Origin of the sequence: Rhizobium sp. 10PS4 (assembly GCF_032464805.1) — a bacterium.
GTDB lineage: Bacteria > Pseudomonadota > Alphaproteobacteria > Rhizobiales > Rhizobiaceae > Rhizobium > Rhizobium laguerreae.
Genome location: NZ_JAWDIW010000010.1, coordinates 259548 through 284485 on the forward strand (window position 1 = coordinate 259548; position 24938 = coordinate 284485).

Consider the following 24938-nt stretch of genomic DNA (forward strand, 5'->3'; position numbering starts at 1 on the left):
TTCCTCCCTCAAATCGGGGGCGATTTCCGGTCCAGGGTAAAGATCGGCACCGGTTGCGATTTGCCGCGCACCACCGTCTCTCCCAGCGAGCGGGCATCGAGCCGCCGGTCTGCTCGTTCCCACGTCTCGCCACTCAACACGATTTCAACGCCTTTGTCTTTGGCGACGCCGACCAGGCGGCTTGCGAGGTTTACGGCATCGCCAATCGCCGTGTAGCTCAGGCGTTCCGCCGAGCCGATATTGCCGACGAGTGCCGTCCCGCTGTTGATGCCGATCCTGACCCGCACTGCGTCATGCTGGGGCGCGAGCGGCGGGATGGCATGCATCTCGTCACGGATCGCGGCCGCGGCACGGCAGGCACGCGACGCGTGATCGGGCTCGTCGTTCGGGGCATTCCAGATCGCCATCACAGCGTCGCCGATGAATTTGTCGACCGTGCCGCCCTCGGCGTGGATCGCGGCGATGGAAAGCGTGAGGAAGCGGGTGAGATGCGGTTCGACACCGGCGCCGAGTTCCTCGGTCATCTCCGTAAAGCCCGGCAGGTCGGCGAAGAGAACCGTGATGTCGGTAAGCTTGCCGCCGGGCCTGGGCTCGATGCCGCCGTTGACAAGCGGCCTGACGACATCGAGCGGCATGAAGCGGGCGAAGGCCGATAACCCCGAAGACATCCGTTTCAGCGCGACGGAGAAGTCATTAAGTTCAACCAGCACGGTGGGCGTGTGGCTGACGGCATCGAGTTCGAAGCGTTCGACCGCATGCAGCTGTCGGGCAAGGCGGGCAAGCGGCCGGGCGAAAAGCAGGCGGGCGAAAATAATCGCGGTGACAGCGGCAAGCAGCGCGATGCCAGCGACGATGAAGAGCACGCGCTTGGTGTTCTGATCGATATCGCCGGCGAAGGTGGAGCGCGGAATCGCCGTCAGCAGCCGCCAGTCTTCAAATGGCAGCGCACTGGACGAGATGAAGACCGGCCCGAGAGCGTCACTCCGTTGCAGCGTGCGGAAGACGCTTTGAGGATGGGTTCGGCGCGCGGATGCGACGGCAGCAGAAAGCACGTCGGTCTTCGGAAAATCCGCGAGATGGGCGGCCATGACGCCGTCCGACGGTTCGGATGTAGCGAGGACCACATCGTCCTTCGCGAGCACATAGACTTTGCTCTCGGAAGGAATGTTGAGGCCCTGCAATGTCAGCGACAGCTGTCGCAGGCTGACCGCTACCATGACGACACCTTCGAGCCGCCCGAAGGCTTCGACCCGTTTGGAAAGAACGATCGAAGGCTCGAAACCGCTTGGCAATATGTCCACGACGGTCCATGCCGGACCGGTGCTGTCTTTGCCCTTGCGATACCAGGACGCGCCCTCCGTCACATAGGCGCTCTCGGTCTTGACGCGTTCTTCGAAGAATATGTCGCCGGGGATCGGCTTGTATCGGTCACGGCGCAATGTTCGAGGTTTGCCGGGTGCGGCCTTGCCGATTTCGACCATCTCGATCCGGCCATCGGGGGCGGCATGTGAGCCGAAGAAGCGCCCATCGGTGAAACCGAACCCAATCCAGGCGATCGCCGGCTGCTCACGCAGCAGCGAGAGAAATAAGAACTCGCGCTTGACCTCGTCGTCGGGCTTGATGGCGCCCTGGAAGAAGACGGAGCGGATTATTTCCGCCGTGCTCGATACGAGTGCGAGTTGCGAGGCGAGTTCGTTGCGGACGGCCCCAGTGCTCTGCGCATCCAGGGCCGCCACGACTTTATCGACATTGGCACTCGCGGTGCGTTGCCAGATCAGATGTACCAGGACCGCGGTCGAGATGACGGCAAGCAGCAGCAGCATGGTGACTGCGCGGCCCATCTTCACGCGGGGAAGGAAATCAGCGCTCATGGCGGTCGGTGATGAGGCGGGCGCTGCGCTCATAGCGAAGATAGGCCAGGCCCCAATCCATGAAAACCACGAGGCGATTGCGGAAACCGACGAGGAACCAGAGATGGGCGAGGTTCCAGACCAGCCAGGCCGAAAACCCGGACAGCCTGATCCGTCCGAAATCGGCGACCGCCGCCTTGCGGCCGATCGTGGCGAGATTGCCGAAATGCCGATAGCGGAATGGCTCGACCGGATTGTCCGCGATGAGCGCCCGGATGGCATGCGCGGCATGCTCGCCCATCTGCTTGGCGGCCGGGGCTATGCCTGGCACAGGGCGGCCATCCTCGTTCTTCACCGCGGCGGTATCGCCGATGACGAAGATGTTGTCGTGGCCGGGGACATTCAGCCGTTCGTCGACCACGGTGCGGCCGGCGCGGTCGGCCGCGGCGCCGAGCCATTTGGCGGCTTTGGATGCCATGACACCTGCGGCCCAAAGCACGCATGCCGAGCCGATGTGGCGGCCGTCGGCGAGCATGACGCCTTCGCCATCGCAATGGGTGACGGCAGCCGTGGCCAACACTTCGACGCCCAGGCCTTCAAGCTGACGCTGCGCCTTTGCCGAAAGGCAGGCCGGCATGGTGGGCAGGATACGGTTGCCAGCTTCGACCAGGACGACGCGTGCCGAAGCGGCATTGAAGTGACGGAAGTCGCGAACCACGACCTTGCGGGCAAGTTCGGCAATTGCACCGGCCATTTCGACGCCTGTCGGACCGCCGCCGACCACAACGAAGGTCAGTAACGCCTCGCGCCGCTGATCATCCTCAGTGACTTCGGCGCGTTCGAAAGCGGAGAGAATCCGGGCACGGATCTCCGTCGCGTCGCCGATCGTCTTCAGGCCCGGCGCGCTTTCGGCCCACTCCTCATGGCCGAAATAGGCATGACGGGCGCCGGTCGCGACAACAAGATAGTCGTAGGGGATAGAGCGCTCGGCGGTGTGAACAACCTGCATGGCTTTCTCGATCCGCTCGACCCTTTGCATCAATACAGTCACATTCTTCTGGCGCGACAGGATGCGGCGGATCGGCATCGCGACTTGAGCGGGGGATAGGCCTGCAGTCGCCACCTGGTAGAGCAGCGGCTGGAAGAGGTGATAGTTGCGACGGTCGATAACGGTGATATCGACCGGGATGCTCTTGAGCGCCACGGCTGCGGCAAGCCCGCCGAAGCCGGCACCGAGAATGACCACGCGTGGGCGGCCATTCCCGGGCATTGGGCGGATCATGTTCGGCGCACCGCCCGTCATCGCGCCCTCGGCTTCGATCCGCATGGCTCAGCGCTCCCGCGAGAAAAAGCGGCCGGCGAGATGGTCGAGCGAAATGACGCCCGCGCCTCGCGCGAAAATCAGCAGCAGCGGAGCCGCCCAGGTCAGATGTTCGCCCCAATGGGTGGGATAGACGAAGATCTGGATCGTCGCCACGACCCCAAGCAGCATCAGTGCCGCGAGACGCGAGAAGAGGCCGAAGAAGATCAGGATTGCACCCGACAGTTCGGCGGCCGTGGCGAGCAGGGCCGCGACACCGGGATCGAGCACCGGCAGGCGGTATTCGAAAGCGAAGAGCTGGACCGTGACGGGCCAGGAGGCGAGCTTGCTCTGCGATGATTGCCAGAACACGTTCGCAACGGTGAGCCGCGCGACGAGCTGCACGGCCGAAAGCGGCACGGATGAGGCCAGTCGGAGTGCCTGCGAATAAAGGCCGGCGAAACCGCCTCGTTCGGGCATGGATGTCGGGGTCATCATGGTCATCGATCCATTCCTTGTCAGTTGATGTTTGCAGGTTGGTGGCGGACGCGCGTGACGAGTCCGTCGGCAAAGAGACCGCCGAGCGAGGCGACGAGGTCGAAATTCGGATCGCGCGCGGCGGCTTTCTTGACGGCATGTTCAAGTCCGCGGCCGCTCTTCAGCGCCTGCAGAAACGCGTAATGGGTACCGTTGAGGCGGAGAAAGCGAACGCTGTCCCGGTTCCGCCACAAGGCGATCCGCTGCGGTTGCCTTCTGATGCCGCCAAGCTGTTCGAGATCGCCGCTTGCCTGGTGCGCCGACCAGATGTCGAGCGCCGGCCAGCGGCAAAAGAGCAGTCGCAAAGACGGCTGGAGGATCAGGTCGGGCATGGTGCCTTCGCCACCTCGCGAGAGTTCCGCCATATTCGCAGGCTGCAGCGCCGGCGCGTCGAGCGCCTCGGCGATCAACCATTCAAGCCGCGCCGTATCGGCGATGAAGGGCATAGGCTTGAGGTCTTCGAGGCGGCCGAGGAAATCGGCGAAGTCGCTGCCATAGCGTACCAGCCGCGCTTCGGACGGCGGGCTCACGCGAATGAAGCTTGCGGCAATATGGCGGAAATACCGCTCTCCAATCAGGCTGACGCCAACAGGGAAGACCGACACGAGCGTGGCACTCAGCGATGCGAATGTGTTGTTGCGGTAGATGTTGAAGCGGCGCATCGGATCGAAGCGGCCGCCCGTATCGAACGAGGGACCGAGATCCGGCCCTCGACGGTTAAGAATAGCATCCGCGACGGCGTGCTGCAGTTCGAGTTCAGACAGCATGACGCGCCCTCCGTGTGACGGAGTTGCTCGCGAAAACCGACGGTGTGATCGTCGTCAAGGCCGAGATCGCAGGCATGGCGCCGCGTGCGAGATTGCTCGTGGAAGGCAGCTCGATGCCGTGGAACCTGCGGTCCGGCTGCTGGGCGATTTGCGGCGCACCACGCTTCTCGAAACCGATCGAGGCGGCCATCATGTCGGCCCACATTGCTTCGCCGAGCAGCACATCGAGCGCGGGAACCTCGGTGTCCCATTCGATCAGCGTCGGGCGTGGGCCGATCTTGCGCAGCACATGCGCATAGAGCGACCAGACGGCCGGCGGCACGCGCGAGCCATGATCGTCGATCAGCACGATGTCGCCCTCGACCTCGTTGACCGCATGGCCGGCGAGATGGATTTCGCCGATGGCATCGGCGGGCAGGTCGTCGATGAAGGCCTTGGCGTCGAAATCGAGATTGCAGGCCGAGACATAGACATTGTTGACGTCGAGCAGGAGGCCGCAACCGGTGCGCTTGACGAGCTCGGCGAGGAATTGCGCCTCGGTCATGGTGGAATTGGCGAAGGCGATATAGGCCGACAGGTTCTCGATGAAGACGCGGCGCTGCAGTCTGTCCTGCAACTGGCCGACATTGACCGCAACGATATCGAGCGCATCTTCGTCGTAGCGGAGCGGCAGGAGATCGTTGAGATAGGCGCCGTCGGCAACGCTCCAGGCGAGATGTTCCGAGACCAATGCTGGCTGAAACCGGATGCACACGCTCCGCAACCGGTCCAGATGGTCCCGATCAAGGCCCGAAGCGCTGCCGAGCGAGAGACCGACGCCATGCACCGACAGCGGATAGGTCTCGCGCAAATTTTCCAAAGCATCGATGGCGGCGGAATCGCCCATGTAGTTTTCAGCATGGACCTCCAGCCATCCCGCCGAAGGCCGGCGGGAGATCATATCGGAAATATGCAGGGAGCGCAGACCAATGCCCGCGGCATCCGGTACTGGAAGATTGGGAAATATCTTGGACATTGGTCACTCCTTCATATGGGTTGAATGAAGCTTGGGAGGCCTCAGGCCTTGGGTTCGATCGCGCCGCCGGAAATCTTGGCGCAGGTGCCGGCCGGCACGTAGACCCAGGCATCACCCTGATTGTCGGCCGTCGATGTGCCGGCGCAGGAATGGGTGGCCGTCTGGCAATCGTTGAGGCCGGCCTTGACGACGCCGTAGCACTTCTCGAACGAGAATTCGGGCTGTGCAGCCGGGCCGGCAATGGCGCTGGAGGCAGCCATGGAGGTGATGGCAGCAAGGGCGGAGCCGATGAGGATGCGGGTCGAGTTCATGGAAATGTCTCCTGGTTGAGGTTGGATCAAACCGGTTTCCGGCTTGACTGGAATTACTTTCCCGCATTGCCGGTGATGTTTGAAATGCTGTTGCGGCATGGTTTTCATAGGTTGGCGCTATGCGCGGCAGCGGCTGGCGAGAAGGCAAAAAATACCCCCGGCGGCGACCGGGGGGGAGGAAGTGGCATGCAGCGAGGGAGGGCGCGGGACGGAACCGGCGACGCGGAAGGAAATCCTTGGAAAATCAGAGATATCGTTCGCGAATGTCGACTGTCGATCGCTTGCCGATGTCCTGGTAGTTGGCCAGCAGCCACATGTCGGCGCATTCCCGGCCGCGATCGCGCAGATCGACCAACGCCCCCCAATCGGCATTGAGCTTGCTCGACACGGAGAGGCTCTTCATCGTCTCGTCATCGGAGATGCCGTGCACGAAGATGCGCTTGAGATTGCCGGTACTTTCAGGAGATGCATCAATCAAATCGGTGACGAAAGCCACCGCCCGCATTTCCCGCAGCAGCGACGAATTGAAGCTGATCTCGTTAATGCGATTGAGTATCTCGGAGGCGGTGTGCGGCACTTCGGCACGCTCGATCGGATTGATATGGACGACCAGCACATCCGGCGTGTCGCAGCCATAGATCAGCGGAAAGATCGCCGGATTGCCCATATAGCCGCCATCCCAGTAGGACTCGCCGTCGATCTCGACCGCCTGAAACAGGAAAGGCAGACAGGCCGAAGCCATGATGGCATCGATCGACAGTTCGTCATTGCCGAACACCTTGACCTTGCCGGTTCGGACATTGGTGGCGCAGATGCTGAGCTTCACCGGGCAGCGCGCCATCCGGATCGCATCCATGTCGACCGATTGCTCCAAGATCTGCCGGAGCGGATTGTAATTGAAAGGGTTGAACTGGTAGGGCGACATCAGCCGCGTCACCATGTCGAACATCATGAAGGCCGGCGAGAATTCCAGCGCCCGAGATCCGGTTATCTTGTCGAAGATCGTCGGCTGCAGAGGCCCGGATGCCGACGCATGGCTGACGCGCCGCCAGAAATTGGCGAGCGCGGTCTGCGCCCCGCTCCGCCCGCCTTCGGCCAGGCCATAGGCCAATACCGCGGCATTCATTGCGCCGGCGCTGGTTGCGACGACACCTTCCAACGACAGCTTCGGCTCGTCGAGCAGCCGATCGAGCACACCCCAGGTGAAGGCGCCATGCGCGCCTCCGCCCTGGAGCGCCAGATTGAGCGTCCGCGGCTCTCGCTCAGAGGAGGCGACAACCGCGCTGTCGGCGATTATTTTCTTCACACCTGCGTGTTTGTTCATGGTCCTCACTCCCGATTTGTTTGTTGAGATCAATGCGCCGTCCACCCGCCATCGACCGGAATGGCCGTGCCGGTGATGGAGCTCGCCAGATCGCAGCAGAGAAAGACGCTGAGGGCGCCCATTTCCTCGACGGTTGCGAAACGCTTGGTCGGCTGGTTCTTGAGAAAAACGTCGCGGATCACTGCGTCACGTGCGATGTTATGCGACTTCGCTTGCGCGTCGATCTGCTGCTCGACAAGCGGCGTCCAGACATAGCCGGGGCAGATTGCATTCGACGTCACGCCGAACTCGGCACCCTCAAGTGCAATCGACTTGGTGAACCCCACCATGCCGTGCTTTGCTGCGACATAGGCCGACTTGAAGGGCGAGGCGACAAGGCCGTGAGCTGAGGCGACATTGATGATGCGGCCATAACCGCGCTCGCACATACCGTCGAAAGTGGCCTGGACAAGATGAAAGGCGGCCGACAGGTTGATGGCCATAATCGCATCCCACTTCTCAGGCGGAAATTCGCCAATGGGCGAAACATGCTGGATGCCGGCATTGTTGACGATGATATCGACCTGGCCGAAACGAGCCTGTGCGCGCTCCACCATCATCAGGACAGCGTCGCGCTTCGACATATCGGCGCTGTCATAGGCGACATCGACATCGTTGCCCTCGGCCATCTCGGCTCGCAACGTTTCAATCCCGGCCGGATCGCCGAAACCATTGAGCATGATCGAGGCGCCCGCCCTTGCCAGCGCATGGGCAATGCCAAGGCCGATGCCGCTGGTCGAGCCCGTCACGATCGCCGTACGACCCTCGAGCATCTTCCGGCCAGCCAGGGATTCGGTTTCGGTAGCAAGTAGACTGAGCATCGCATTCTCCATTTTAAGGCGCTACGACGTGTAGCTTCCCGTTCAAAATGGCGCGGTCGCAGTTATAAGAGAAATGCCGCTCACTAATGGAATTGATAATTCAGGGGCATTGGCGGAAGATAGCGCGCGGGACCAGAATAGATACATGGGCATACATTTGAATTGTTGGGGGCGGATATGGATATCCATCACATCCGGTATTTTCTGGCTGTTTGCGAAACGCGCAATTTCACGCGCGCCGCGCAGAACTGTCACGTCACCCAGCCCGCGCTGAGCCGCGCCGTTCAGCAGCTCGAGGACGAGGTGGGCGGGCTGCTTTTCCGTCGCGAACGGAACCTCACCCACATCACCGATCTCGGCAATCTCTTGCGTCCGCGTTTCCAGCAAGTGCAGGACGAACTCCTGGGCGTCAAAACCGAAGCATCGAAATTTCTCTGCCTCAACGATGCGCATCTCAAGGTCGGCATCATGTGCACGATCGGACCGCGGCGTTTTACCGGCCTGCTCACCGATTTCAACATGCGCCACAAGGGTATCCAGCTCCAACTCGTCGAGGGCATTCCGGCCAAGTTGGCGGGATTGCTGGAGCAGGGCGAACTCGATATCGCGATCATGTCGAGCGCCGATAATTTTCCCGAACGCTTCGATGTGACGCCGCTGTTTCGGGAACGGTTCATGCTGGCCTTTCCGGCGGGGCACCGGCTCAGCCAATACGATGCCATTCCGATCGCCGCGATCGATGGCGAGATCTATCTTCGCCGTGTCAATTGCGAGTACTGGGACTACCTGACGGATCTCTGTGATGCTCAGGGTGTGAGCACTATCGTCTCCTATTCGAGCGAACGGGAGGACTGGATTCAGAATCTTGTCGCTGGTGGTCTCGGTATCTGTTTCATTCCTGAATACAGCGCCGTCGTGCCTGGCCTGCAAGTCCGGCCGGTCGCCGAACCGGAGGTAACCCGCGAAGTCTGCCTTGTAACCGTAGCTGGCCGCCGCTTCTCCCCGGCCGTCTCGACTTTCGTCGGCGCTGTCAAATCTTACGGTTGGGCCACGTTGCCAAGCCGTTCGCACTGAAAGCATAACGAATGCAATGAACTGTGCTCCGTGTCCTGGCGATGCGGAGGCGTCTGCACGTCCTGCGTTTCACGATAGCTTCAAGCTATGGAATTCAGAATAAGGCGGCATTTCTCATTCGCCATCGAACTCTCCATGCTCCTTGTCATGCCCGGCGCGAACGCTTCATCCGGGCTCAACAAGGAGAACTCTGATGAAATTCGACCTCAATGCCAAGCGCATGACACTCGCCACCGTCCTCACTCTCGCATCCTTCACCGCCATCCCGATCGGCTATGCCTATGCCGGCGAATGCCCGGCCGATCAGGTCGCCGAAAACGGCATGCAGCCCGGCGAAATGATGCCGAAGAACGTGACCGACGAGGTCATTTCCTCGATTGATCTCGCCTCCAAGGGCGATGCCTGGAAGAACAGTGCCCTACGCATGCGCAAGCTCGTCGTGCAGCCCGGCGGCGTCGTGCCGTGGCATTCGCATGAGGCTCGCCCGGCCAACATCCTGATCGTTTCGGGCTTGATCACCGAATACCGCAGCACTTGCAAGGTGCCGATCGAGCACAAGGCCGGCGACGTGACTGCCGAATTCGGCATGCTGTCGCATTGGTGGAAGAACAATGGCAGCGAGCCGGCTGTCCTCTACTCCGCCGACATCCTGACCTCGGAAGCGCAAAAGCACGAATCCATGTGAGCTGCTCCCAGGCTCGCTGAAAGGCGTCTCCGGTCCCGCCAGATCGGAGATGCCGCACCACTTCATCCAACCGTTGGAGCGATCGCCATGACCGGCATCGAGCATGTCCTCAATCCGCCGAGAACGACCCTCGGCGCTACCGCCGCCGATGGCCGGCGCTTTGCCGTCATCGCGCTGGTTTCCTTCCTGACACTGGTCGATCTCTTCGCGGCTCAGGCGATCCTGCCCGCGCTTGTCGAGAAATTCCAGGTCAGCCGCGCCGCGATGGGCTTTGCCGTCAATGCCAGCACTTTCGGCATGGCCGTCGCCGGCCTTGGCATAGCCTTCTTCGGTCGCAGGATCGATCGCCGCAGCGGTATTTGGATCAGCCTTGCGCTGCTTTCCCTTCCCACGACAGCTCTCGCCTTTACCCACGATCTGACGGTTTTTGCCATCCTCCGTATCGTCCAGGGCCTCTGCATGTCGGCAGCCTTCACGCTGACCATTGCCTATCTCTCGGAACACTTCTCGCCAACCCAGGCGACAGGCGCGTTGGCGGCCTATGTCACCGGCAATGTCGCGAGCAACTTTTTTGGTCGCATCCTGTCCGCAATGGTGGCCGGGTTCGGTGGGCTCGAAATCAATTTCCTCACCTTCGCGGCCCTCAACATCGCGGGAGCGCTGCTTGTCTGGCTCACCCTCAAAAAGACGTCGGCCATGATGCAGACCAGCGATGACGGATCATTCAACATGCGCGGCTGGACTTATCATTTCGCCGATGGTGAGCTGCGCCGCGTCTTCGCGATCGGCTTCCTCATCCTTTTCGTCTTTATCGGAACCTTCACCTATGTGAACTTCCAACTCGTGGCTCTCGGCCTGTCGCCGATGACGCTCGGCCTCGTTTATCTGGTATTTCTGCCGTCGATGCTGACCACGCCGATGGCAGGCAAGCTCGCGGTCAGGATCGGAGCGAAACTCGGGATCATCTCGACGCTTGGGCTCGCCATTGTCGGCCTTGCGGCGCTTCTGAGTGTCAGCTTGCCGCTGGTGTTGGCCGGACTGGCGCTCGTGGCAATAGGGACATTTCTCGCCCAAGCAATCGCCACCGGACTGGTTGGCCGACGCGCGGTCACGGACAAGGCAGGCGCCAGCGGAATTTACCTCGCCTCCTATTACACCGGGGGTCTCGCAGGCAGCCTCGTACTCGGCCAGATCTATGATCAGGTGGGCTGGCCGACCTGTGTCGGCGTGCTCGTCGCAGCGCTGCTTACAGCCATCGTGATCGCCCTTCCCATCGGCTCAATGCCCGGTCCATCCCGGCGATGATCCAGGGTCATTGAAATGGAGATCGAACGGCATTCTCTATGTTCTCATCCATCGGACGAAGGACGGTTCGGTGCCTCATATTCTGGTCGCACCCGAATCCATGCGAAAAGATCATCGCACGCTGGCCATCGCCCGGACTTGAGCATGATTTCGATCGATGACGGTCATCTCGCCCTCTTCCCTGCTCAGCCCGTCACTTTCCGGAGCTTGAAGAAGAACCGCCGCGGGTCGTCGTGCACGCACATCATCCCGGCAATCCCGTCATCGTCAATCCTGTGGAAGTAGTCCACGATCGGCTGTTTGTCGTAGATCATCGCGGCCGTTTCGATGCCGTCGAGAGCCTGAAGCTTCAATGAAGCTGTCGTGCCTCTCGCTCGAAGCACTTTCTGCAGGTATGAGAACCAGTGGCGGGCGACGAACGTCCGGCCAAAGGGCGCCATCTTGATCGCCAGACCAATGGGTAAGAAACTTGGCTCGAGCGGAACAAGCCGGCCCGGTCTCCACTTGAAGAGCAGGGCGTCCGCCCGCATGTCGGAATGGAAGCGCTTGCCAAACCAGTTGAGATTCTCGAGCACGCCGTCCAGTGGATGACCCGACGGAATACCAACGCCGGTCCAAAGGCCGACCATGTCCTTTGGCTGGACGGGGCCTAGCGACCGGAACCAGGCAGCCATCTCCTCCTGCTGGTCGCCTCGCATAGGTTCTTCTTCAGGGATGTTCATTGCAGAAAAATGAAAAAAAGGTTTGGAAGTTCCCGTTCATGCGGCGGAACGCCTGGTGAGGCTTTCGCATAGGTTCTATGTCTTTAAGCCCAACGGCCCTCGAAGGAGCCGTTGGGCATTGGCCAGACAAGATCGACCTCTGCGTCAGGCGCGTGACGGCAGCAGGGGATAGCCGACCATGACGGCGCGGCCGAGCAGGGCTGCGACGAAAGCCTTGATCACATCGCCGGGAATGAAGGCCATCGAGCCGACGAAAGCTTTCGTGAAGCCGAGGCCGGCGACGGTCGCCAGATAGGTGATGCCGAAGGCGTAGAGCACGACGATGCCGCCGACCATGGCGGTGAGGAAGAAGCTCACCGTCTGCACCAGGGCGGCTTGCTGATCGTTGACCAGCCGCTCGCTGAGATAGCCGGTTACGAAGGCGGCAAAGATCCAGCCGATCAGGAAGCCGGCCGTTGGCGACGCGAAGATCGCAAGCCCGCCGCGGCCGCCGGAAAGCACCGGCAGGCCGATCGCCACCAACACCAGCACGATCAGCACGGCAATCGCGCCGCGCCGGGCGCCGAGCACGACGCCGGCCATCATGACGCCGAGGGATTGCGCAGTGATCGGCACCGGAATGAAGCCGAGCGAGATCGGCGGCAGCAGGCCAAGCGCCACGATGATTGCGGCAAAGAGGGCGGTAAGAACGAGGTCGCGAGTGCTCATCATGAATTCCGTGTTTATCAATCGTTAACTCACATGCCGCCGAATGCCGCGCGCGTCAATCGCCGCGGCGATATTATCCGCATCCCTGAGCGTCAGGATGATCAGCGGCGCCAGCAGCGTCGTCGGCCGGACCTTCAGCCCGCGTGCCCTATGCGCCTCGCGGATCGCCTGATAACGGCCGACGATCTCCGGCACGAAACGCAGCACCAGCCCGAGCGCCAGGCCGATATCGTCGGCCTGCACCCAGCCGGTGCGTTCGAGCGGGCGGGCAAGCGCCGTGACCTCGTCGATGAACTCAGCGATCGACGTCGTCGCCGTCACGGTGGCGGCCAGCAGCATCAGCGCCGTCAGCCGCAGCAGGGGCACGAGCGCCTCCTGCCAGGGATTGAAGATCAGGTTGAAGAGTGCGACGACCGCGATCGTCAGGAAGATTGGCCGCAGCCGCCTGAGCCCATCGGCAAACGGCAGACCGACCATCCGGTAGAGAACCGCCGTCAGCAGCACGGCGATCGACAGCAGGACGAGGTTCCCGCTGATGAACAGCACCACGCCGAAGATCGTCAGCGACAACAGTTTTAGCCGCGGCGAGAGCCGGTGCATCACGCTGTTGCCTTCGACATAGAGCGACTGCATCAGGCGGCGATCTCCTTGTAGCGGGCGATCGCCTCAGTAGCCGGCGCATCGGCGGCAAGCTGCCCTTCATGAAACAGCAGCACCCGCTCGAAATCGGCGATCAGGTCCAGATCATGGGTGATGATGATGACACTTTCCGGCAGTCCGGCGATAATCCCTTCGACCAACGCCCGGTTCTTGAGGTCGAGCTGGTTGGTCGGTTCGTCGAGGATCAGAATGCCTGGCCCCGTTGCCAGCACCGAGCAAAGGGCCGCCACCTGCAACTCGCCGCCGGAAAGCTCATGCGCGCGCCGATCGGCCAGCGCCTCGGCGCCGAAGCGGGCCAGCACGCCCTCGACCTTCGCCTCGATCTCCGCCTTGGTGAAGCCGCGCCGCTTCAGCCCGAAGGCGATGTCGTCCTTGACGATCGGCAGGATGATCTGGTTCTGCGGCGACTGAAAGATGAAGCCGACATCGGCCACCGCAGTCTTTTCGTCACTCGTGTCGCGGCCGTTGACGGTGACACGGCCGACCGACGGTTTGGCCAATCCATTGATCAGCCGCGCGAACGTCGTCTTGCCCGAGCCGTTCAGCCCGATGACGCCGATGCGTTTTCCACTGATGCCAAGCGTCAGCGGCTGCAGCGCCACCCGTGCCCCGAAACTGACCCCGGCACCTTCGAAACGAATATCCAAACCAATCCCTCGCATTTTCACCGGAGGAGATTGCCGATGTGGCCCCTCATCCGCCTGCCGGCACCTCTGCCTGGGTCGAGCCACGTGTCTCGACCCCTCCTTCGGACCCCCGTAAGCGGGGCGAAGGGACCATGCCGCGACCTCTCCATTCCCTACCAACCTCTCGCAGGGCACGTCCCCTCTCCCCGCGAGCGGGGAGAGGGTTAGGGTGAGGGGCAGCCACTGGCGCCAACCGGAGTGGTTCTATACGGGGACATCGGGTTGATGAAAGAGCAAATCTTGCTGTCGATATTGGGTCGATATCGGGTGGCTAGGAAGATTTTCCGGATTATGATGGGGGCATGACGAATCTGCTTTCCAATTCCGATGCCCGCCGGGTCTTTCTTGCCAAGCAGGGACTCAGCGCTCCGCCGAACCGCGCCTTGACCAAGGCCGGTCTGCTGCAGCTCATCCATGAACTGGGTTTCGTCCAGGTGGACAGCATCCAGACGGTGGAGCGGGCCCATCATCAGATCCTGTTTTCCCGCAACCAGACCTACCGGCGCGAACATCTGAAGGCGCTGCTCGAAAAGGACGGCGCGCTGTTCGAGCACTGGACACATGATGCTTCCATCCTGCCGAGCGCCTTCTTCGTTTATTGGAAGCACAAGTTCCTTCATCAGGAAAGGGTGATCATCGAACGCTGGCGCAAATGGCGCGGCGAGGGCTTCGAGGCGGCTTTCGAGGAGACTTATGAGCGCGTGCGACGCGACGGCGCGATCCTGTCGCGCGACATCAAGGCCGATGGACACATTTCCGGCGGCTGGTGGAACTGGCACCCGAACAAGACGGCGCTCGAATATTTCTGGCACACCGGCAAGCTCGCCATCGCCGGCCGCTCGAACTTCCAGAAGATCTATGATCTAACCGAGCGGGTCATTCCGGCCGAATTCCGCGAGCCAGAGGTGAGCCGCGAGGAGTTTGTCGACTGGGCCTGCCGCAGCGCGCTTGCCCGCCTCGGCTTTGCTACCCATGGCGAGATCGCAGCTTTTTGGAACCTCGTCTCGCCCGATGAGGCCAAGACCTGGGTATCAGCCCATCGCGACGAGCTGACCGAAGTGCTGATCGAACCAGCGCTCGACGGCAAGGCGCGACCCTCCTGGGCCTTTGCCGATTTCCCGTCGACGCTCGACAGCTATCCCGATGCTCCGCCCCGCATCCGCGTGCTCAGCCCCTTCGACCCGATGATCCGCGACCGCAATCGCACCGAACGCCTGTTCGGCTTCTTCTACCGCATTGAAGTCTTCGTGCCCGAGCCGAAGCGCGAATATGGCTATTACGTCTTCCCGCTGCTCGAAGGCGACCGTCTGATCGGCCGCATCGACATGAAGGCAGATCGCAAGAAATCGACGCTCGATGTCAAGCGGCTCTGGCTGGAGCCGGGTGTGAAACCGTCAGCCGGGCGGCTGGAGAGGTTGGAAGCCGAGCTGGAGCGGGTAGCGCGGTTTGCCGGTGTGGAGAAGGTCGTATTTTTGGACGGGTGGAGGGGTTAAAGCCTTCGCCGGAGCAGCAGCATCCTGCGCGAAAACCCCTCCCCAACCCCTCCCCACAAGGGGGAGGGGCGGCAGTGTGGCGCCCGTCGCATTTCATTCCCGACGATACAGTATGTGGTGATGTATTTTGGCGGCAGGGCCGGGCCACGGGTTAGTCCCTCCCCCTTGTGGGGAGGGGTTGGGGAGGGGTCTTTGTCTCTGCCTTGCCGACCGCGGGCTCCCCTCAGCAGATCTCTGTCGTGCTGATCTTGATGCCGAAACCTTCGAGGCCGACATAGTGGCGCTCGCGGCTGGTCAGCAGCTTGATCGAGCTCACCCCAAGGTCCTTGAGGATCTGGGCGCCGAGGCCGATTTCCAGCCATTCGCTGTCGCGGGTCTGGGCTTCCACATGGGCTTCGCGGCCCTGGTTGCGAGCCTTGCGGCCATTGTCGGTATGGCCGACGCCGACGGAGCCTTCGCGCAGATAGACGATGACGCCGCGGCCCTGCTCGGCAATCTTCTGCATGTAAAAATCGACCGGGCTGTTCTTGCCGAACAGATCCTCGGCGACATTCTCCGGATGCAGGCGCACCGGAATGTCGACGCCGTCGCGGATGTCGCCGAAGACGACGGCGAGATGCTGCATCGGATCCCAGGGCAGGGAATAGGTATGGGCCTTGGCCTTGCCGAACGGCGTCTCGATGTCGAAACTGGTGCCGAGTTCGATCAGCGTTTCCTTGCGCTGGCGGTAGGCGATGAGATCGGCGACGGAGACGAGCTTCAGCCCGTGTTGTTCGGCAAAGTCGACCACTTGCGGCCCGCGCGTCACCGTGCCGTCGTCGTTGACGAGCTCGGAGATGACGCCGATCAGCGGCAGGCCGGCGAGCTTGCAGAGGTCGACGGCCGCTTCCGTATGGCCGGAGCGCATCAGCACGCCGCCTTCGCGGGAAACCAGCGGGAAGATATGGCCCGGACGGACGAAATCGGAAGCGCCGACATTCGGATTGGCGAGGTTGCGCACCGTCAGCGTCCGGTCGTCGGCGGAGATACCGGTCGTCGTGCCGTGCTTGAAATCGACCGATACGGTGAAGGCCGTCGTATGCGCCGAATCGTTTTCCGCCACCATGGCGTTGAGGTTGAGGCGCTTGGCCTCTTCCTTCGGCATCGGCGCACAGACGATGCCGGAGGTGTGGCGCACGATGAAGGCCATCTTCTCCGGCGTGCAATGCACGGCGGCAACGATCAGGTCGCCTTCGTTCTCGCGGTCATTGTCGTCCATGACGACGACGATCTCGCCGGCCTCGAAGGCCCGGATGGCGTCGACGACGCGCTTCTGGTCATAAGACATGGGGCGAGGGCTCCTATTTCAGACGGCCGGTCTGGCCGCGGTCGCGAAGATAATGGTCGGCGATCGCGCAGGCGACCATCGCCTCGCCGATCGGCACGGCGCGGATGCCGACGCAGGGGTCGTGCCGGCCCTTGGTACGGATATCGACGTTCTTGCCCTCCGCATCGATCGACTGGCGCTCGGTCAGGATCGAGGAGGTAGGCTTGACGGCAAAACGCGCCACCACCGGCTGCCCGGTGGAGATGCCGCCGAGAATACCGCCGGCATTGTTGGAAAGGAAGATCGGCGTACCGTCATTCCCCATGCGCATCTCGTCGGCATTGTCTTCGCCTGAGGTTTCGGCGGCGGCAAAACCATTGCCGATCTCGACGCCCTTGACGGCGTTGATCGACATCAGCAGCGAGGCGATATCCTGGTCGAGCTTGGCATAGATCGGCGCGCCGAGGCCGGCCGGCACACCTTCGGCGATCACTTCGATGACCGCGCCGATCGAGGAGCCGTTCTTGCGGATGCCGTCGAGATATTCCTCCCAGACCGGGACGATCGCGGCATCGGGCGAGAAGAACGGGTTCTGCCCGACCTGGTCCCAGTCCCAGTTGCGGCGGTCGATCTTGTGTTTGCCGATCTGCACCAGCGCGCCGCGCACGGTGACGCCAGGCACGACAAGGCGGGCGATGCCGCCGGCGGCAACCCGGGCGGCAGTCTCGCGCGCCGAGGAGCGGCCGCCGCCGCGATAGTCGCGAATGCCGTATTTGAGGTCATAGGTATAATCGGCGTGGCCGGGGCGATATTGCCGGGCGATCTCGCCGTAATCCTTGGAGCGCTGGTCTGTGTTTTCGATCAGCATCGAGATCGGCGTGCCGGTGGTCGTCATCGTCTCGCCGTCGGCGTCGAGCATGACGCCTGATAGTACCTTCACCAGGTCGTCCTCGCGCCGCTGCGTCACGAAGCGGGATTGGCCGGGCTTGCGCTTGTCGAGCCAGACCTGCAGGTCCTCGAGCTTGAAGCTGAGCCCCGGAGGGCAGCCGTCGACGACGCAGCCGAGCGCCGGACCATGGCTTTCGCCCCAGGTGGTTACGCGGAAGAGGTGACCGAATGTATTGTGCGACATGTGTTCCCACGGTGGCGCGCCAAAGCCGGCCGCGCCATTGCTTGAAAAGGCGCGACACTCATAGGCCAAAAAGCCGCCGAGGCAAAAGCCTTTCTTTGCGCCAAACCGGCAGCTCAGGAAATGCTGTTTCCGTTCGCTGCCGGGGACGGGCGGCCCATATTGCCGCCACTCTCTTCGCACAGGCGGGGAGGGGCAGGGCGAGGGCATCGGCAGGCAGCGATCAGGACGCCAGCCGCCACCCCGCTCCTGTGGCTTCGTTGGTGAAATCGTCGAAGGAGAGCGGCCGCGAGAAGGCATAACCCTGCAGGATATCGCAGCCGAGATCGCGCAGCAGTGCGGCATGGGCTGCCGTCTCCACCCCTTCGGCCACGGTCTCGACGCCGAGCGAGCGGGCGATCTCGATGATCGAGCTGACCAGCGCCCGCTCCTGCGAGGCATTGACGATCGGCTGCACCAGCTGGCGGTCGATTTTCAGCCGCTTCGGCTTCAGCTTCAACAGGCTGACGATCGAGGTATGGCCGGTGCCGAAATCGTCGATCTCGATATCGATGCCGAGCGCCTTGATGCGCTCGAGATTCTGCGAGACGACGTCCTCGCTCTCGTCGAGGAAGATCGATTCCACCAGTTCGAAGGAGATCTCACCCGGACGGATATTCAGGTCGGCGAGCGATTCCAACAGGCTGCCGTCATGCAGCCGCCGCGCCGAAACATTGACCGAGACTTTGGGCACCACAATGCCGCGCGCCGTCCAGCGCACCTTGTCGCGCAGCGCCGTTTCCAGCACGATCCGGTCGAGCATCTGTACGACATTGATCTCGTCGGCGATGCGAAGGAATTTGTCGGGGGCGAGCCACCCCTTGGAGGGGTGCTTCCAGCGCACCAGCGCCTCGACGCCGGTCAGCTCCATTGTCCGTGCGCAGAATTGCGGCTGATACCAGGCGGTGAATTCGCCATTCTCGATGCCGGCGAGAATCTCGTCGGCCGTGCGCTTGGTGTTGATGATATCGGCCTGGAGATTGTGATTGAAGAATTCGAAGCGGTTGCGGCCCGTGCTCTTGGCGCGGTAGAGCGCGATATCGGCATTAATCAGCACCTTGCGCGCATCGACATGGATGCCGTTGGCGAGCGCAATACCGATCGACACGCCGCAGCGGCAGGAAAAACCCTGGAAATCGATCGGCAGGCGCATTTCCTCGATGATCCGCGTCGAAAGCTGCGCCATCTCCTTGTCGTCGACATCGAGGGCAAGGATGACGAATTCGTCGCCGCCGATGCGCGCGACGATGTCGCTGCCGCGGACATTCTTGGCGAGCACCTTCGAGGCGTGCACCAGCATCGCATCGCCGGCGGCATGGCCGAGCGTGTCGTTAATGTCCTTGAAGCGGTCGAGATCGATATGCAGGATCGAGAATTTCTGCCGCTCCCGGCGGCCGTCCTGGGTGAGATTTTCGAGCGCGATGTCGAGCTTGCGGCGGTTGGCGAGGGCGGTCAGCGGGTCGTGCAGCGAATTGTGCTCGATCCTGTTCTTGACAAGCTCGAGCTCGATATTCTTGGCGACTGCCTCGTCCTTGGCCGCTTTCAGCCGGATCGTCATCAGCACGTCTTCGGTGGCGTCGAAGGCGATGCCCATGATCTTCATCTCGCCGGTCCCCGTCTGGTGGACCTTGCCGACCGAGCGTACATAGCGCACCGAGCCGTCGTCGACGAGCACGCGGCAGACGAGTGTGTGTGTATCGCCGTTTTGCTTGAAGTGACGCGCGCTTTCGAGCGCGAGAGCCCGGTCCTCGGGGTGGATGCAGCCAAGCCAGGTCTCCTCGGTCATGAAGCCGTTGCGCGGGGTGAGGCCGTAGAGTTCGTGCATCCGCTCGTTCCAGATCGAGCCGCCGAGGCCGGGCCGGGCTTCCCATATGCCGCACTGATAGGAATTGAGCGCCAGGTCGAGCCGGCTGGAAAGCTCGGCGAGCTGCCCCTCGCGGCTCGACAGCTCTTCAAGCGCCAGCTCCAGCTCGGCATTCTTGACCTCGCTCGTATCCTTGGCCTTGCGCAGCGTGTCGGTGATCTCCGCATCGGCGGTCACGTCCCAGACGATGCCGATCGTCTTGCTGACGCCGCCGGCATCCGTATAGAAGGCGCCGACCGAGCGCAGGTGGCGGATCCGGCCGTCGGCGAGCACGATGCGGTATTGCGCCGTGCAGGCAGCACCGGCAATGCTGCAGCTGAAGAAATGCACTTCGGCGACGTCGCGGTCCTCGGGCAGGACCGCCGCCAGCCACTCGTCGAGCGCCCAGCTTCCTTCCTCAGCCGGCTTGCCGTGCAGGGCCGCGGCGCGCGTGTCCCAGAGCAGGCTGCTCGAATCATCCTGCAGCTCCCAAATGCCGATATTCGAGGATTCCAGCGCCAGATTGAGCCGCTGCGACAATTCCAGCAGTTTTGCCTCGCGCGTTTCCAGCGCGGTAATATTGCGATTGCGCTCGCCGAGCAGAAGGGTCGCGAAGAAGATCGGCACGATGATGATGAAGCCCGCGGCAAGGATGATCAGGCGCAGCTCGGTGCGGTTTTCGGGTATCGCGTTCCAGCCGCTGTTCGGGACCGCGGAAAGCTCCCACTTGCCGCCGGCAAAGCCGATCTTCTGACGCATCGGATGCTTGTCATCGATATCGGACGAACCGAAGAACGGCGCCGGCAGAGCAGCATTGGTCGCGGCCGCCGCGCCGATATCGCGGATAGCGATCGAAAGATGGCCGAGATGCGGATAGCGTTCCCGGTTCTCGCGGTCGCGCGCCGGCATCAGCCCGGTCGCCTGGTAGAACATCGTCTGGTCGATGGCGACTTCGACCGCCCCCCAGAGCCGCCGTTCGCCGTTCTCCCTGACGAAAACCGGAAAGAAGATGGCAAAGGCGTCGCGGCTGTCAATGCTGATCGGGCCGTAGAAGCGCGCCGACTGGTCGCCGGCCGCACCGGTCATCGCCTGACGAAAGAAGAGAGCCTCGCGCACGTCGCGGCCGATCCGCTCGTTGCCGGATTGCGCGGGGTGAATGTCACGGATGATGAAATCAGGTGCGATGGCGATATGAATGAAAGACGGGTTCTGGATCAGCAGCCAGTTGATCTGGCGTTCCATCTCCTCTCCGTTTGCCGTGCTGACGGAGATCAGGTTCGTCAGGTCGCGCACGACGCTGAGGTCCATATTGATCTCGGCCATGACGCGGGCGCGGATTAGGTTCGTCTCGTTTTCGGTGCGGATATGAAGTTCGCGAACATGAGACGCAGTATTGGCCTGGTCGAGCCCGAAGCCGACCACGATGACGACCAGGGCGACAAGCGACGAAACCAGAAACGAGACGCGGCTATTCTTCAACACGCGCCGCAACTGCTTGCTGTCGCTGAGCCTGGATAACAAAATGAAACCCCCATGTTGACGAGCAACTGTAGGGCGCGCGGGTTAATTTACGATTGCCCGCCGGCGATGCCGAGAGATCGCGGGAAGGGAAAACCGCGGATTAACGCACCATCTTGATTACATTTAAAATCCTATTCATCAATTGGGCGGGAAAAGCCATTCTTAAGGGCAATTTTCGCCATATTCAGGAGCTTATCTGTGACCAGTCATGTTCTCGTGCAGCGTCTTAAAAGGATTGTCGCCATGCGTTTCGTCGTCGCCACGCTTTTGGCAACAGCAAGCTTCCTGTCACCGATGAGCGGTTTTGCCGAGAGCGCCGATGTCGAAGCGACGATCAAGAAGGTCGACACGGCCAACCTCGTGCTGACGCTCGATGACGGCAAAACCTATCAGGCGCCCGAGGAATTCAATTTCGACGGCCTCGAAGCCGGCGTGAAGGTGATCGTCTTCTATACCGAGGTCGACGGCAAGCGCGTCATCAACGATCTCGATATCGTTAAATAGGCAGTTCTCTGGAGAATGACCGGATGAAGCACGCCTCGATCATAGTGCGCGCGGATTGGGATGAAGAGGCTGGTGTTTGGGTTGCCAGTAACGACGATATCGAAGGGCTGGCCGTCGAGGCCGATACTTTCGAAACCCTCGAGCCCAAAGTCGTCGCTGTTATAACCGACCTTTTCGAGCTGAACGGCTTCACCTCGAGCCTGCCGGAAATCCCCGTCCACATCATGGCGGAACAGCTCGTTCGCATCCCCAATCCGACCTACTGAGCGCATGGCAGGCTGGCAATGCCTACAGCCAGACGATCGTCCGCTCATTGGTTTCGATCCTGGCGATCCGGTCCTGCGGGATCGCACCTTCCGCAGCGCTGCTTTTCGGCAGGTCGGCGATCGTCTGGAACAGCGTGCGGATGACGCCACCATGGGTGACGCAGACCGTCGGACGATCGACGGAGTTTAGCCAAGAGCCTGTGCGCCAGGAGAGGATTTCATAGCTTTCCGCGTCATCGCCAGGCGGGATGAAATCCCATTTCGAGGCGTTGCGTTCCGCCACCCGCTCGCGCTGCGTCGCCTTCAGCTCCTTGATCGTCGAGCCCTCCCAGTCGCCAAAGGAAATTTCCACCAGCCTCGGATCGGTGCGATAGGCCAGCGGCGGCAGGCCCATGGCGGTGCGCATGATTTCCATCGTGGCGCGTGTGCGCTGGAGCGGGCTTGCGACGAAATCGAACTGGTCGATCGTGTCGCCGAGAATCCCTGCAAGCGCGATGCCGTTCTGCCGGGCCTGTTCCAGGCCCGTGGCATTCATCGGGATATCCTTCTGACCCTGCAGGCGGCGCTCGGCATTCCAGGCGGTCTGGCCGTGTCTGATCACGTAGATAAGCACGGTCTCGCATCCATATGGAGAAATCAGTCCTTGACGACGGAAATGTCGGGCGCGTCGACCGCCTTCATGCCGATGACATGATAGCCGCTGTCGGCATGGTGCACTTCGCCGGTGACGGAGCGCGACAGGTCCGACAGGAGGTAGAGGCCGACATCGCCGACTTCCTCGATGGTGACGGTGCGGCGCAGCGGCGCGTTATATTCGTTCCACTTCAGAATGTAGCGGAAATCGCCGATGCCCGAGGCGGCAAGCGTCTTGATCGGTCCGGCCGAAACCGCGTTGACGCGGATGTTCTGCGGCCCGAGGTCGACTGCGAGATATTTGACGCTCGCTTCGAGCGCGGCCTTGGCGACACCCATGACGTTATAGTTCGGCATCACTTTTTCGGCGCCGTAATAGGTCAGCGTCAGCATGGCGCCGCCATCCGTCATCAGCTTCTCGGCGCGGCGTGCGACCGAGGTGAAGGAATAGACGGAGATCTGCATCGTCTTGGCGAAATTGTCGGCCGAGGTATCGACGTAGCGGCCGGTCAGCTCGTCCTTGTCGGAAAAGCCGATCGCATGCACGAGGAAATCGATCTTGCCCCACAGCTTTTCGACGTTCTCGAAAACCTCATCGATGGTGGCTTCATCGGCGACGTCACAGTGGCCGACGAGCGTCGCGCCGATTTCGGCAGCGAGCGGCTCGACGCGCTTCTTCAGCGCATCGCCCTGATAGGTGAACGCGACTTCTCCGCCCTGCGCATGAATGGCCTTGGCAATACCCCACGCAATCGAACGATTGTTGGCGACACCCATGATGACGCCGCGTTTGCCTGCCATGAGGCCGGATGCTTGAGCCATATTTCGCTCCCTAGGATTCTGATCGATCCTGCCTATGGCATAGGCCGTTAATCGGTTCAAGCTTGGCCTGGATCATCAACTGTTAGGGATCGTAATAAAGGGTGCGAATGTCATAAAAATTTCATAGGAACAGGCCTTCGCGCATGCTCCGCATGAGATCGGTGATTTTGTCGTCGGGTTTTTCCCACAAGATAATGCGCAACTCGACGACCAGATCGCCTCTGCCGCCCTCTTCGCGAGGCAATCCCTGGCCGGGAATTCTAATCGTCTTGTCCGAGCCGGACCATGCGGGGATCGTCACGTTCAGCGGCCCGCTCGGTCCTTCGATACGCGCCTCAGTGCCGAGCACGGCATTTTCGATGCTGAGCGGCAGCACGGCGTGCAGATCGAAACCGTCGACCGTAAAGCGCGGATCGGGTGCGATGCGAATGTTGATGACGGCGTCGCCGCGCTGCATGCCAGGCAGCTTGAAGCCCTGTCCCTTGAGCCTGATCTCGTGACCGTCGGTCGTGCCTGCCGGCAATGCGAAGCCGATTTCGCGGCCCTCCGGCAACGATGCGGTGATCCAGCTGCTCTTCAACACGTCGTCGATCGTGACCGTCGCCGTCGTCACCTCGTCCGGTGCTTTCTCGAGGCCGGTATCCTTGGCACCGGTGAAACGGCGCACCAGGTTCGTCAGGATGCTGAGCGGCAGCGACAGGTTGGCGGCGGCATTGGCCCCAGCGTCGCTCGCTTCCTCGTCGCCCTTGGTGTCGGCCTCGGCGGCATCGCCATCCACGCGCCTGCCGGCATCGCCCTGAGCGTTTTGTGTCTGCTGATTTTGGGCCTGCTGATATTGCGTCTGCTGAGCGCGACCCTGCGCCTGGCCGCCGCCGGCCGCGCGGGCCTGGGCGCCAAAAATGCGATCCACCATCTCGTCGGCGGCCTCGGTAGCGCCTGCCTGTTGCCTGTTGCCGTCGGCCGCCGCCTTCTGGGCGGCGCGCGCCAGCTCTTCCATCACGCGCTCGGCATTGGCCTGCGCCGCCTTGGCGCGCACGGCCGCCTCGCGGGCGGCCTGGCGCTGCTGCATGATCGTCTGTTCGTGCTTCTTGGCTTCAGCCATCCGCACCGCATTGTCGAATAGGCTGCGTTTGCGCGGGTCCTTCAGGGTTTCATAGGCGCGGCCGATCTCGGCGAACCGGGCCGTCGCCGTCGGGTCGTCCTGATTGTGGTCGGGATGGGCTGATTTGGCCATGTTGCGCCAGGCCGCCTTGATCTCGTCTGCTGCCGCGTCGCGCTTGACGCCCAGAATTTTGTAAGGATCGCGCATGTCAAAACCGCCGGTGTTGCGATGCGGCAAGCCTCGTCCTTGCCCGGCATCCCCGTCCAATAAAACGTGTGTGGCGTCACCCGCCGCAAAGGCAGGAACAGCCACTCTCAACGCCGATCCTGCGGGCCGAGTTGCTAATCACCTGTTATTTCTGTGAAGAGATGTGCGGTGTTTCGCGGTAAATGGTTAGCTCTTTGCTAAGCATTCGGCAGAAAGCGGTCACGCGTTAACCTGTTGGGGAGGGCGCCCCCGCGTCTTTTCGACGCGCA

24 protein-coding genes and 1 pseudogene are annotated in these 24938 nt (G+C 61.9%); 6 read left to right on the forward strand and 19 right to left on the reverse strand.

The features are described 5' to 3' along the window. Nucleotides 1–8: 8 nt before the first annotated feature. The 8 genes from RWJ89_RS20540 to RWJ89_RS20575 all read right to left on the reverse strand — a co-directional run bounded on the left by RWJ89_RS20540 (nt 9) and on the right by RWJ89_RS20575 (nt 7964). Complete coding sequence (locus RWJ89_RS20540; RefSeq protein WP_316031353.1) at nt 9–1871, reverse strand: adenylate/guanylate cyclase domain-containing protein; 1863 nt, start codon at nt 1869–1871, stop codon at nt 9–11. Beyond that, nucleotides 1861–3177, reverse strand: coding sequence for an NAD(P)/FAD-dependent oxidoreductase (locus tag RWJ89_RS20545; protein ID WP_131666115.1), 1317 nt, complete (start codon nt 3175–3177; stop codon nt 1861–1863). Before RWJ89_RS20545 ends, RWJ89_RS20540 begins: the two co-directional genes overlap by 11 nt. 3 nt (nt 3178–3180) lie before the next feature. Continuing rightward, entirely contained in the window at nt 3181–3654 is a 474-nt protein-coding gene (locus tag RWJ89_RS20550) for a DoxX family protein (protein WP_131666116.1), read from the reverse strand. Nucleotides 3655–3668: 14 nt separating this feature from the next. After that, complete coding sequence (locus RWJ89_RS20555; RefSeq protein WP_131666117.1) at nt 3669–4454, reverse strand: HvfC/BufC family peptide modification chaperone; 786 nt, start codon at nt 4452–4454, stop codon at nt 3669–3671. Then, nucleotides 4444–5469 carry an MNIO family bufferin maturase gene (gene bufB, locus RWJ89_RS20560; protein ID WP_316031354.1) on the reverse strand — a complete coding sequence of 342 codons (1026 nt, stop codon included), beginning with the start codon at nt 5467–5469 and terminating at the stop codon, nt 4444–4446. Before bufB ends, RWJ89_RS20555 begins: the two co-directional genes overlap by 11 nt. A gap of 41 nt (nt 5470–5510) precedes the next feature. Continuing rightward, the gene (locus RWJ89_RS20565; protein WP_131666119.1) at nt 5511–5780 is read right to left on the reverse strand and encodes a BufA1 family periplasmic bufferin-type metallophore; all 270 of its coding nucleotides are present in this window, start codon (nt 5778–5780) and stop codon (nt 5511–5513) included. Nucleotides 5781–6024: 244 nt separating this feature from the next. Then, nucleotides 6025–7104: a patatin-like phospholipase family protein gene (locus RWJ89_RS20570; RefSeq protein ID WP_131666120.1), complete on the reverse strand. Its 1080-nt coding sequence runs from the start codon at nt 7102–7104 to the stop codon at nt 6025–6027. Nucleotides 7105–7133: 29 nt separating this feature from the next. Further along, on the reverse strand, nt 7134–7964 hold the full coding sequence (locus RWJ89_RS20575) for a 3-hydroxybutyrate dehydrogenase (RefSeq protein ID WP_131666121.1): 831 nt from the start codon (nt 7962–7964) through the stop codon (nt 7134–7136). Between the two features lie 177 nt (nt 7965–8141). Here RWJ89_RS20575 and RWJ89_RS20580 point away from each other — a divergent pair, with 177 nt between their 5' ends. The 3 genes from RWJ89_RS20580 (at nt 8142) to RWJ89_RS20590 (ending at nt 11028) form a co-directional block, all read left to right on the forward strand. After that, nucleotides 8142–9038 carry a LysR family transcriptional regulator gene (locus tag RWJ89_RS20580; RefSeq protein WP_131666122.1) on the forward strand — a complete coding sequence of 299 codons (897 nt, stop codon included), beginning with the start codon at nt 8142–8144 and terminating at the stop codon, nt 9036–9038. A gap of 193 nt (nt 9039–9231) precedes the next feature. After that, nucleotides 9232–9723, forward strand: coding sequence for a cupin domain-containing protein (locus RWJ89_RS20585; protein WP_316031355.1), 492 nt, complete (start codon nt 9232–9234; stop codon nt 9721–9723). Nucleotides 9724–9810: 87 nt separating this feature from the next. Beyond that, nucleotides 9811–11028, forward strand: coding sequence for an MFS transporter (locus RWJ89_RS20590; RefSeq protein ID WP_131666124.1), 1218 nt, complete (start codon nt 9811–9813; stop codon nt 11026–11028). 76 nt (nt 11029–11104) lie between these two features. Here RWJ89_RS20590 and RWJ89_RS20595 read toward each other — a convergent pair. The 5 genes and pseudogenes from RWJ89_RS20595 to RWJ89_RS20615 all read right to left on the reverse strand — a co-directional run. Further along, nucleotides 11105–11196: pseudogene (locus RWJ89_RS20595) on the reverse strand (alpha/beta fold hydrolase); the annotation flags it as partial. A 17-nt stretch (nt 11197–11213) separates the two neighbouring features. Beyond that, nucleotides 11214–11750, reverse strand: a complete 537-nt coding sequence (locus RWJ89_RS20600) for a GXWXG domain-containing protein (RefSeq protein WP_131666125.1) — start codon at nt 11748–11750, stop codon at nt 11214–11216. A 144-nt stretch (nt 11751–11894) separates the two neighbouring features. After that, on the reverse strand, nt 11895–12458 hold the full coding sequence (locus RWJ89_RS20605; protein ID WP_094087669.1) for a biotin transporter BioY: 564 nt from the start codon (nt 12456–12458) through the stop codon (nt 11895–11897). A 24-nt stretch (nt 12459–12482) separates the two neighbouring features. Further along, nucleotides 12483–13091, reverse strand: coding sequence for an energy-coupling factor transporter transmembrane component T family protein (locus RWJ89_RS20610; RefSeq protein WP_131666126.1), 609 nt, complete (start codon nt 13089–13091; stop codon nt 12483–12485). Continuing rightward, nucleotides 13091–13765, reverse strand: a complete 675-nt coding sequence (locus RWJ89_RS20615; RefSeq protein WP_131666127.1) for an energy-coupling factor ABC transporter ATP-binding protein — start codon at nt 13763–13765, stop codon at nt 13091–13093. The genes RWJ89_RS20610 and RWJ89_RS20615 overlap by 1 nt, the downstream gene beginning before the upstream one ends. Nucleotides 13766–14106: 341 nt before the next feature. Here RWJ89_RS20615 and RWJ89_RS20620 point away from each other — a divergent pair, with 341 nt between their 5' ends. Next, nucleotides 14107–15297 carry a winged helix-turn-helix domain-containing protein gene (locus RWJ89_RS20620; RefSeq protein WP_131666128.1) on the forward strand — a complete coding sequence of 397 codons (1191 nt, stop codon included), beginning with the start codon at nt 14107–14109 and terminating at the stop codon, nt 15295–15297. A 223-nt stretch (nt 15298–15520) separates the two neighbouring features. Here RWJ89_RS20620 and ribB read toward each other — a convergent pair whose 3' ends face one another. From ribB to RWJ89_RS20635, 3 genes are all read right to left on the reverse strand, one after another. Further along, entirely contained in the window at nt 15521–16624 is a 1104-nt protein-coding gene (gene ribB, locus RWJ89_RS20625; protein ID WP_222011262.1) for a 3,4-dihydroxy-2-butanone-4-phosphate synthase, read from the reverse strand. A gap of 13 nt (nt 16625–16637) precedes the next feature. Beyond that, the gene (gene aroC, locus RWJ89_RS20630; protein ID WP_029872693.1) at nt 16638–17735 is read right to left on the reverse strand and encodes a chorismate synthase; all 1098 of its coding nucleotides are present in this window, start codon (nt 17733–17735) and stop codon (nt 16638–16640) included. 220 nt (nt 17736–17955) lie between these two features. Continuing rightward, on the reverse strand, nt 17956–21135 hold the full coding sequence (locus tag RWJ89_RS20635; RefSeq protein WP_131666130.1) for a bifunctional diguanylate cyclase/phosphodiesterase: 3180 nt from the start codon (nt 21133–21135) through the stop codon (nt 17956–17958). 243 nt (nt 21136–21378) lie between these two features. Here RWJ89_RS20635 and RWJ89_RS20640 point away from each other — a divergent pair, with 243 nt between their 5' ends. Beyond that, nucleotides 21379–21639 carry a DUF1344 domain-containing protein gene (locus RWJ89_RS20640; protein WP_003569889.1) on the forward strand — a complete coding sequence of 87 codons (261 nt, stop codon included), beginning with the start codon at nt 21379–21381 and terminating at the stop codon, nt 21637–21639. A gap of 23 nt (nt 21640–21662) precedes the next feature. Then, nucleotides 21663–21905 carry a DUF1902 domain-containing protein gene (locus RWJ89_RS20645; RefSeq protein WP_316031356.1) on the forward strand — a complete coding sequence of 81 codons (243 nt, stop codon included), beginning with the start codon at nt 21663–21665 and terminating at the stop codon, nt 21903–21905. 22 nt (nt 21906–21927) lie between these two features. On the opposite strand, the gene RWJ89_RS20650 is transcribed toward RWJ89_RS20645, so the two are convergent. From RWJ89_RS20650 to RWJ89_RS20660, 3 genes are all read right to left on the reverse strand, one after another. Further along, nucleotides 21928–22518 carry a histidine phosphatase family protein gene (locus RWJ89_RS20650; RefSeq protein WP_168271431.1) on the reverse strand — a complete coding sequence of 197 codons (591 nt, stop codon included), beginning with the start codon at nt 22516–22518 and terminating at the stop codon, nt 21928–21930. 23 nt (nt 22519–22541) lie between these two features. Beyond that, nucleotides 22542–23360 carry an enoyl-ACP reductase FabI gene (gene fabI, locus RWJ89_RS20655; RefSeq protein ID WP_131666133.1) on the reverse strand — a complete coding sequence of 273 codons (819 nt, stop codon included), beginning with the start codon at nt 23358–23360 and terminating at the stop codon, nt 22542–22544. A gap of 121 nt (nt 23361–23481) precedes the next feature. Beyond that, complete coding sequence (locus RWJ89_RS20660) at nt 23482–24699, reverse strand: J domain-containing protein (protein WP_206105929.1); 1218 nt, start codon at nt 24697–24699, stop codon at nt 23482–23484. Between the last annotated feature and the right edge of the window lie 239 nt (nt 24700–24938).

What these genes read in the sequence shown, in the direction of transcription:
- ribB (WP_222011262.1), bottom strand. Translation starts at nt 16,624, where the DNA reads ATGTCTTATGACCAGAAGCGCGTCGTCGACGCCATCCGGGCCTTCGAG.
- fabI (WP_131666133.1), bottom strand. Translation starts at nt 23,360, where the DNA reads ATGGCTCAAGCATCCGGCCTCATGGCAGGCAAACGCGGCGTCATCATG.
- RWJ89_RS20610 (WP_131666126.1), bottom strand. Translation starts at nt 13,091, where the DNA reads ATGCAGTCGCTCTATGTCGAAGGCAACAGCGTGATGCACCGGCTCTCG.
- bufB (WP_316031354.1), bottom strand. Translation starts at nt 5,469, where the DNA reads ATGTCCAAGATATTTCCCAATCTTCCAGTACCGGATGCCGCGGGCATT.
- RWJ89_RS20555 (WP_131666117.1), bottom strand. Translation starts at nt 4,454, where the DNA reads ATGCTGTCTGAACTCGAACTGCAGCACGCCGTCGCGGATGCTATTCTT.
- RWJ89_RS20550 (WP_131666116.1), bottom strand. Translation starts at nt 3,654, where the DNA reads ATGACCATGATGACCCCGACATCCATGCCCGAACGAGGCGGTTTCGCC.
- aroC (WP_029872693.1), bottom strand. Translation starts at nt 17,735, where the DNA reads ATGTCGCACAATACATTCGGTCACCTCTTCCGCGTAACCACCTGGGGC.
- RWJ89_RS20645 (WP_316031356.1), top strand. Translation starts at nt 21,663, where the DNA reads ATGAAGCACGCCTCGATCATAGTGCGCGCGGATTGGGATGAAGAGGCT.
- RWJ89_RS20600 (WP_131666125.1), bottom strand. Translation starts at nt 11,750, where the DNA reads ATGAACATCCCTGAAGAAGAACCTATGCGAGGCGACCAGCAGGAGGAG.
- RWJ89_RS20545 (WP_131666115.1), bottom strand. Translation starts at nt 3,177, where the DNA reads ATGCGGATCGAAGCCGAGGGCGCGATGACGGGCGGTGCGCCGAACATG.
- RWJ89_RS20570 (WP_131666120.1), bottom strand. Translation starts at nt 7,104, where the DNA reads ATGAACAAACACGCAGGTGTGAAGAAAATAATCGCCGACAGCGCGGTT.
- RWJ89_RS20640 (WP_003569889.1), top strand. Translation starts at nt 21,379, where the DNA reads ATGCGTTTCGTCGTCGCCACGCTTTTGGCAACAGCAAGCTTCCTGTCA.
- RWJ89_RS20575 (WP_131666121.1), bottom strand. Translation starts at nt 7,964, where the DNA reads ATGCTCAGTCTACTTGCTACCGAAACCGAATCCCTGGCTGGCCGGAAG.
- RWJ89_RS20585 (WP_316031355.1), top strand. Translation starts at nt 9,232, where the DNA reads ATGAAATTCGACCTCAATGCCAAGCGCATGACACTCGCCACCGTCCTC.
- RWJ89_RS20580 (WP_131666122.1), top strand. Translation starts at nt 8,142, where the DNA reads ATGGATATCCATCACATCCGGTATTTTCTGGCTGTTTGCGAAACGCGC.
- RWJ89_RS20540 (WP_316031353.1), bottom strand. Translation starts at nt 1,871, where the DNA reads ATGAGCGCTGATTTCCTTCCCCGCGTGAAGATGGGCCGCGCAGTCACC.
- RWJ89_RS20605 (WP_094087669.1), bottom strand. Translation starts at nt 12,458, where the DNA reads ATGAGCACTCGCGACCTCGTTCTTACCGCCCTCTTTGCCGCAATCATC.
- RWJ89_RS20590 (WP_131666124.1), top strand. Translation starts at nt 9,811, where the DNA reads ATGACCGGCATCGAGCATGTCCTCAATCCGCCGAGAACGACCCTCGGC.
- RWJ89_RS20620 (WP_131666128.1), top strand. Translation starts at nt 14,107, where the DNA reads ATGACGAATCTGCTTTCCAATTCCGATGCCCGCCGGGTCTTTCTTGCC.
- RWJ89_RS20565 (WP_131666119.1), bottom strand. Translation starts at nt 5,780, where the DNA reads ATGAACTCGACCCGCATCCTCATCGGCTCCGCCCTTGCTGCCATCACC.